This is a genomic window from Desulfobotulus pelophilus, assembly GCF_026155325.1.
Classification (GTDB): domain Bacteria; phylum Desulfobacterota; class Desulfobacteria; order Desulfobacterales; family ASO4-4; genus Desulfobotulus; species Desulfobotulus pelophilus.
On the sequence record NZ_JAPFPW010000013.1, the window covers coordinates 89,865 to 96,817 of the forward strand.

Genomic DNA, 6,953 nt, shown 5'->3' on the forward strand with positions numbered 1-6,953 from the left:
CAGAGCCGAACAGGACAGAGAGATGGGTTCTCTGTCTTCTTTTTTCTTCAAGAAACTATAACGGGTTCTTTTTTAACCGTAACTGGATAAGGCCGTCAATCAATTTCGAAAAGGAAATGCCCGCCGTTTTTGCGGCAAGGGGAAGAAGGCTGGTAGGGGTCATGCCGGGCAGAGTATTGGTTTCAAGGATGAACAGTTCCTTGTCATTTTTTAAAATGAAATCTGACCGGCTGTAGCCTTCGCAATAAAGGGTTTTATGGGCCAGGATAGCTGCGTTTTGTATCTCGCAGGTCAGTGCCTCCGGAATGGGTGCCGGACAGATTTCTTCTGTGGCACCGGGGGTGTATTTGGCGGCGTAATCGAAAAACTGGAATTGCTTGCCGGGTTTGATTTCAATGACGGGCAAGGCTTGAACAGGCTCATAGCCCCATACGGCACAGGTCATTTCCCGTCCTTTGATATACGGTTCCGCAATGCCGGATGGTCCGCAGGAAAGGCAGATCAAGCAGGCTTTTTGAATGTCTTCTTTGTGGTGAACAATGCTCATGCCGAGACTGGAGCCGCCATGGGCTGGTTTGATAACCAGAGGAAGCCCGATCTGCTGAAGCAGTTCTTCTGCCAGTTTCGAGCTGTAGGCTTCAAAAGTTAGCCATGGAGGTGTCGTCAGTCCGTTGCAGGCAAAGGCGTGTTTGGCAGCAAGCTTGTTGCAGGCCATGGCACTGCCAAGAACACCAGACCCCTGATAGGGGATATCCAGGAGATCCAGAAGTCCCTGAAGTCTGCCATCTTCACCATTCTCGCCGTGTACCACCAGAAAGGCAAAATCAATGGATTGTCTGTCTTTGACAAGTTGGTCGATATCTTTGGCCGCATCATAACGGGTGACAGAATAGGCCTGGGGATCAAGGGCTTCTTCGACGGCTTTGGCACCGGCAAGGGCAACGTCCCTTTCGTTAGAAGAGCCACCGGTAATGAGAGCTAGCTGGCATTGTTTCATGGTCTGCTAAGATTCCTTCTACTTTCCGGTTCTTGAATAGAGATGTCCATAATATCCCTTTCTCCAGAGAGTCCGGAGCCTAGGGATTCGGGAAGGACTCTGTCTGCATTCCGGAAAATCTGTTGTTTGGCCATTTCATATTCTTCACGGGTGATCAGCTCATTTTCATACATACGGCCAAGTTCCGTAAGCTGTTTTACCTGAAGGCCTTCGGGGGATTCCAGCTGAATCATACCCGGTGCCTGACGGTTTTTTTTCTCTCCCATGCGTAGGGCGGCAAAACCTCCCAGTAGGCTTATCTCCACATTTCTGCCTGCAAACTCCGGGAGAGCCAACATTTCTTTGAGGGAGCGTTTTTCTTCCCTCATGCGGCGGAGAAAGTAATAGCCAGTTCCGAATACAGCAAGTAGCCCGGCCAGAAAAATCCATGTCATATAATGAACGATGCCGCGGAAAAAAAGTACGAGCAGCCCTAGAACAGCCACAAGCATGACGTTGAGCAGTACAATACCGTAGGCCATGAATATGCTGCTGGCAATACCTTCCGTAGGCAGAGGTTCCCGTTTGGGTCTGGGTTTATATCCGGTTGTTTTTTCTTGTTTTTTATGTCTGAATTTCATGGGGCTCCGTGGTGCTTGTCAGCATTGATTCTGTTCGATACGGTCCACAAGTCGGGGAAGATATTCTTCTGGAATTTCCCTGTCGGGCCGTGATGGTTGCGCCATGTTTATTTTGCGGATCATGATATTGATCCGGGTAATGATTGTGTGTTTGGTTGTAAGGTCGGGGGTTTTTTCCAGAAGCTCTCTGGCTGTATGAATTTCTTTTCTCAGCTCCAGTTCAGGAGGGAGAAAGTCCGCCGTTTTCAGCATATGATAGGCCATGCGGAGGTCTTCCGGGATTGAAATGGTTTCCATGGGCAGGGGCTTTCCTGATCCAGGGAGATTGGAAAATCGGCCCTTCTTCTGTGCCTCCAGAATTTTTTCCTCAGCAATTTTGTCCATTAACATTTTGGCCTGTCCTTGGGCTGGGGTTACAAGCAGGCATGATCTGCCTCCCTTAAACAGTTTATCAGTCTATAAAATCATGAATGGATTGGCAAGGTATCTGTAAGGTAAAGGTACTCGCTGTTGGTATTCTGATGGCAACACTGTCTGACCGGTTGAATTTTCAGATAAAAAAATATTGATCATGGGCTAATCAAATCCAATTGCACGAAAAAAGATGTGGGTGATCTCTCTTGTGATGGTTCATGAAAACGAGACCTGTGGGTTTTGCGGGATACGGACTCTCGGGAAATAATAAGGTCGCCTTTTGGCTGCCGGAAAATTGATAATGAAAAGCTAAAAACAAACGGGCAAATCCATTTTCCTTGCCCTTAGTATTTAATTTTTTACTCTGGTTCTTTCTGGGAGAATGGTACGGCAGAGCCTTCTTTTTCGTTGGTATCAATATGTATTTACTTGATATGGTTTGCCATGGTAGCAAAAGAATATGGATAAAAACAAAGAGGCCGATACAGGATGAACGCAGAGAAGAAAGAGATGAAAGTTATTTTACCTCTATCCTTGGGAGGACAGATAGATGAGTGAAAAGGAATATGCAGGATTTTGGATTAGGGCAGGCGCTACGATTATCGATTCAATCTTGCTGCTTATAATTATTATGCCCATACTGATATCTATATATGGCGCTGGCTATATATTTAACGAGGCTTTTGTTCAGGGTTTCTGGGATATCCTTTTCAGTTACATATTGCCTGCGATAGCGGTGATTCTTTTTTGGGCGTACAAGTCCGCTACTCCTGGAAAAATGGTAACAAAGCTGACTATCGTGGATGCAAAGACGGGGGGTAAACCTTCCACAAAGCAATGTATTATCCGTTATTTCGGCTATTATCTTTCCGTCATTCCATTGTTTCTTGGAATGATATGGGTTGCTTTTGATAAAAGAAAACAAGGCTGGCATGATAAGCTTGCCAACACTGTGGTAATCAGAAATAGCAATCCGGAGCCCGTTGCTTGTGAACAGAAGGCATAAGCCGCATACGCGCTGAAAGCGGAAAGGTCTTTTTTAGAGCGCAGCCGGATAATCCATGGCTCTTTTCTTCTTTTGAGAGGGAGGAGGACCGTCTTTTTTTCATCTGTGATGCAGTATCCCATGCGGAAGGGGGCGTCGCGGCCGGAGTGGGCGAGACAACTTCTTCCTTGTCGGCGTTTTACCTTACTGACCTCCACTGTACCGGACTCTGAATTCAGGCAATGCAGGAGGTAGTGATGACGTGCTGGTACCTGTCATTATGAATAGTGCGATTCCGGGCTGTTCTATTTTTTTGTGCTTTGGCAGAGGAGTCATGCACTGCTGAAATATGTCAACGCCCGGTACGGCTTTCCTTTGATTCTTCCGGCAATCTAATGGGTACAGCCTCTATGGGATATCTGCTCCATCCCCCGGAAAGGCAAATTTCCAGACCTCTAGCAGCAATCTGAATCCGCCCGTGGCCTATCCTGAGCTTCCGTGTCCACGGGAAAGAATCGTATGTACCCCCTCCCGCTGCAGTTCTCTTTCAGCATGACACGGATTGGAGGCGTGAATGGTTCGATCATTCCGTCCGGAATAAATTCCATTTCAATATACACGTTGCCCGCCACGGAGAGTCCTTTCCGGATTTTGATTTTACTTTTGATAATAGCAATTATGTAGCTGCAGGTTAATGACGGGCGCTCTTCCTTGCCGATACCCTGCAGGGTAAGATCGGCCCCACTGATGGGGTTTACTTTGCTGCCATATGGTGTTGCGACCCAGATGGTGCTGTTCCCTCTGTATCCGTCCCATTAAAATACGAAAATACGATCCGTAACGGATACAGAAAAGCCCCTGCGCTGAAAGAATGCGGAGGTTTTTTTTATGGACTATGACAGGAATAAGCGTCAGATTTCTTTCTGAAAGCTTGCTATTCAGTTGTAAGGGGAGTAGGCTGTCAGAATAGTTTTGAACAAGATGAGTGGGCTTTGTGGACCGCATACTGTTATGTTGAGCCATGCAATCCTATGTGGGGCATCAAACCACCGGGTCTACGGCTTGCGAAATTCTCACGGAAAAAGGAGAAGCAACATGCTTGAGACCATTGCGATTGTTTTGATTGTTGTTTGGGTATTGGGTCTGGTCAGCTCTCAGACCATGGGTGGATTTATTCATGTCCTTTTGATTATCGCCGTTGTGGTGGTATTGCTTCGTGTCATTAAAGGCAGACGTTTGTAATGAGGCTGGCATGCGTCTATTCTGCAGGGTACCAGGCACAGAAGGATTCAGTTGTTACCAATCTTGAATTTTCGGGGAACCCTGAAGGTAACCAGGTGCTCTGCCCAAGGTGGGTGTGCGAGATCATTACTAAACAGGAGAAAATGGAATGAATATAATCAAGATGGCGGCAATTGTGCTGATTGTGGCTGGCGTACTGGGGTTGGTTTATGGCGGTTTCAGCTACACGAAAGAAACCCATGGGGCCAAGCTGGGGGCAATAGAACTGACGGTAAAGGACAAGCAGAAGGTCAATGTTCCAGTTTGGGCAGGCGTGGGGGCGATAGCCATTGGCAGTGTGCTCTTGCTCTTCGGAAGAGTCAATCCCTGATCGAGGTACCCCCTGTTTAGAAAAATATTTCAGAAGAAAAAAGTTTATTTTTTCAACCCTACAATAGAAATCCCCGCACCGAAAAGGATGCAGGGATTTTTTTTATGCGTATGGCTGGGCTGCTGCGCCATAATTCAGAAGAACTGGAGACTGGTTTCATGGTGGTTGCGGGCTGAGGATGCAGAAAATGCGAAGAGCATCGTTTACAGAGATACCCAGTGATACAGACGGCTAGCGAGCAGGTTCCGGATGGGGCCGCATAGGACGAGTTTGCGGGCAAGGCTGCTCAGGTCTTTCCGGTCCTGGGTTACGGTGTGAATGGCCGGAGCCGTCAAGGAGATCCGGCCTGCCTGGATATGGCGGGAAGCATTTTCGGAGGCCATCCAGTTGGTGACGTTTTTGGCTGCTGGTTTCCTGAACAGGAAGCCCGGCTTGTCGGGGGGCTTCTGCTCTGTTTGAAATGAGGGAGCATCCAGCCTGATGCTGGAAAGTCCTTCCGACCCGAAGCTTCTGATTCGGGTAAGAGGAGGAATGGGTAGCGATCAGCCAGCATAGAGAAGGAGTTCTGCACGAGTGGCGGCGTGATGTCCTGTGCTTTTTTGATCTGATGGCATGCAGAATTTTACTATCCATCCGAAAGTTGGTTTTTGGGAGAGGTTTCGGGACCGTCTGCCGTGTGTATTTGGGGTAAAACGTTCGTTTGCAAGGTGCGGAAGGCTGTTTTTTACCACTCTCTTCTGCCTTAGCCAGTTTTTTGTGTGTGAGGCGTCCCTTTGGCAATCGTAGAAGGGCCATCTCCGGCCATCAGGCGGTTTTTTTGAGGGAGAAGGGGGAAGGGTGCCCAGGACCGCGGTTTGCTGTTTCCCTTTGATCCGGTAGCGTACATGCCATGACTTTTTTTCCAGATGGCTGAACAATCAGGTGCAGCCCACCGCCGTCCGGCAGGGTGTATCTTTGCTGCTAAGGAACCGTACATTCACACTCTGCGGAAGTGATAGCGTATTTTGCTGTCATGTCAGCCTTTTTTCCTGATTTTGAGTAGCCAGGATTCAGGGACTTGAAAAGGGCGAGTAACCGGATTTTTCCCGTTGCAATGCGTACTCGCTGGTTACTCAAAAAAACCTTGCCTAGGAAGCTATTCCTTAGTCTGGCATGACAGGGTATGCATGGGTAAAAAAAGGGGGGGGGAAGAGATGCGTGGTTAATGGATTTCAGGCAATAAAAAAGCCGCCTTTCGGCGGCTTACAATTTGGTGTTGGTGGCGATGCAGGGACTTGAACCCCGGACTCTGCGGATATGAGCCGCATGCTCTAACCAGCTGAGCTACATCGCCTGATCTGTCGAAAGATAGCTCGACAAACGGCACTCTTGTAACAGTACGTTTCTCGTGCGTCAACCAAATTTTTCAAAGAAACGGATTTTATTTACTGCTGTGATGCCGGTAGTGAGCGCAGCACATCAATTTCAAAGCCGGAAAGCCCCTGAGGAAGATCGGAGAATAAAAACATGAAAGGTATTTCCTTTCCGGAAGGAATGCTCTGATTAAGGTTGCGATCTCCGTCCTGTTTATTCAGCTCTTTCTCAATAGTCGCAATGGACATGCGTGTAAGTTCAATTTCCGGCAGCGTATTGCCTGCATAGATCATACGTGTGGCTACGGCTTCTTCCCCAGCAAAAAGCCTGGCCCTTAGCTGGACATGTCGCCTGGGCTGAGGGTACTCATTGCGGATATTTCCGGCAATAACGAGAAGCCTCCCTGCACTTTCATGAGTAAGAAAGCTGTGGCTGACACCGGTAGGGGTAATTCTGAGATTGCCGGGGTCCTGAAACTCAGGGCGCGCAGTGGCTGTAGGACTACCGATAAAAGGCAGGGATATATTATTTTTCTGAGCGTAAAGAATGGCCCCGAAAACTCCTGCAGCCATGAGCAGCAGAAGAAGGATGATTAGCAGCAGGAATCGTATTCCTGTGTTCTTTTTGCTGTTGTCTCTCGATATTTCGGAGGCTTCTGCGGTTTCTTCATCATCAGGACTTTGAATGCTTGCGCTGGCAAGACTGGAAGAAGCGATTCCCTTCTGGTGGGGTTCTGTCCTTTGTGTCATCTGGTTTTGAGAGGTCGTTTCCGTTTCCAGATCTAAATCAAGCTCAAAATTATCCAGATCGGGCCGGTCTTCTTTTCTATTGGCTTCCTGTCCGTCAAGATCGAATTCCAGATCTAGTTCGAGGTCATCAAGGGCCGTGGATTCCTGAGGCTCTTTGGCCCCAGGATGAAAGTCGAACTCAAGCTCATCCAGATCTTGGGTTTCTTTTTGACCGGCAGGTTCC

General features: G+C 48.1%; 7 protein-coding genes and 1 tRNA gene. 3 read left to right on the forward strand and 5 right to left on the reverse strand.

Annotated features, from left to right (window positions below):
• Positions 1-55: 55 nt before the first annotated feature.
• From OOT00_RS11660 to OOT00_RS11670, 3 genes are read right to left on the reverse strand one after another with little or no spacing between them, the layout of a single operon-like run.
• Positions 56-997 (reverse strand): D-alanine--D-alanine ligase family protein, encoded by a 942-nt coding sequence (locus OOT00_RS11660; RefSeq protein ID WP_265425550.1) that lies wholly within the window; start codon positions 995-997, stop codon positions 56-58.
• A complete protein-coding gene (locus tag OOT00_RS11665; protein WP_265425551.1) occupies positions 994-1,617 on the reverse strand; it encodes a hypothetical protein in 624 nt (207 codons plus the stop codon). The genes OOT00_RS11660 and OOT00_RS11665 overlap by 4 nt, the downstream gene beginning before the upstream one ends.
• Positions 1,618-1,635: 18 nt before the next feature.
• Positions 1,636-2,007, reverse strand: a complete 372-nt coding sequence (locus OOT00_RS11670; RefSeq protein ID WP_265425552.1) for a DnaJ family domain-containing protein — start codon at positions 2,005-2,007, stop codon at positions 1,636-1,638.
• A gap of 574 nt (positions 2,008-2,581) precedes the next feature.
• Here OOT00_RS11670 and OOT00_RS11675 point away from each other — a divergent pair.
• The 3 genes from OOT00_RS11675 to OOT00_RS11685 all read left to right on the forward strand — a co-directional run bounded on the left by OOT00_RS11675 (position 2,582) and on the right by OOT00_RS11685 (position 4,628).
• Positions 2,582-3,037 (forward strand): RDD family protein, encoded by a 456-nt coding sequence (locus tag OOT00_RS11675; RefSeq protein ID WP_265425553.1) that lies wholly within the window; start codon positions 2,582-2,584, stop codon positions 3,035-3,037.
• A 1,074-nt stretch (positions 3,038-4,111) separates the two neighbouring features.
• Positions 4,112-4,258, forward strand: a complete 147-nt coding sequence (locus OOT00_RS11680) for a lmo0937 family membrane protein (RefSeq protein WP_265425554.1) — start codon at positions 4,112-4,114, stop codon at positions 4,256-4,258.
• A gap of 148 nt (positions 4,259-4,406) precedes the next feature.
• Entirely contained in the window at positions 4,407-4,628 is a 222-nt protein-coding gene (locus OOT00_RS11685; RefSeq protein ID WP_265425555.1) for a hypothetical protein, read from the forward strand.
• A 1,256-nt stretch (positions 4,629-5,884) separates the two neighbouring features.
• On the opposite strand, the gene OOT00_RS11690 is transcribed toward OOT00_RS11685, so the two are convergent.
• Both OOT00_RS11690 and OOT00_RS11695 read right to left on the reverse strand, forming a co-directional pair.
• A tRNA-Met gene (locus OOT00_RS11690) sits at positions 5,885-5,961 on the reverse strand.
• A 91-nt stretch (positions 5,962-6,052) separates the two neighbouring features.
• A partial coding sequence (locus OOT00_RS11695; RefSeq protein ID WP_265425556.1) for a DUF3426 domain-containing protein occupies positions 6,053-6,953 on the reverse strand: 901 nt, incomplete at its 5' end.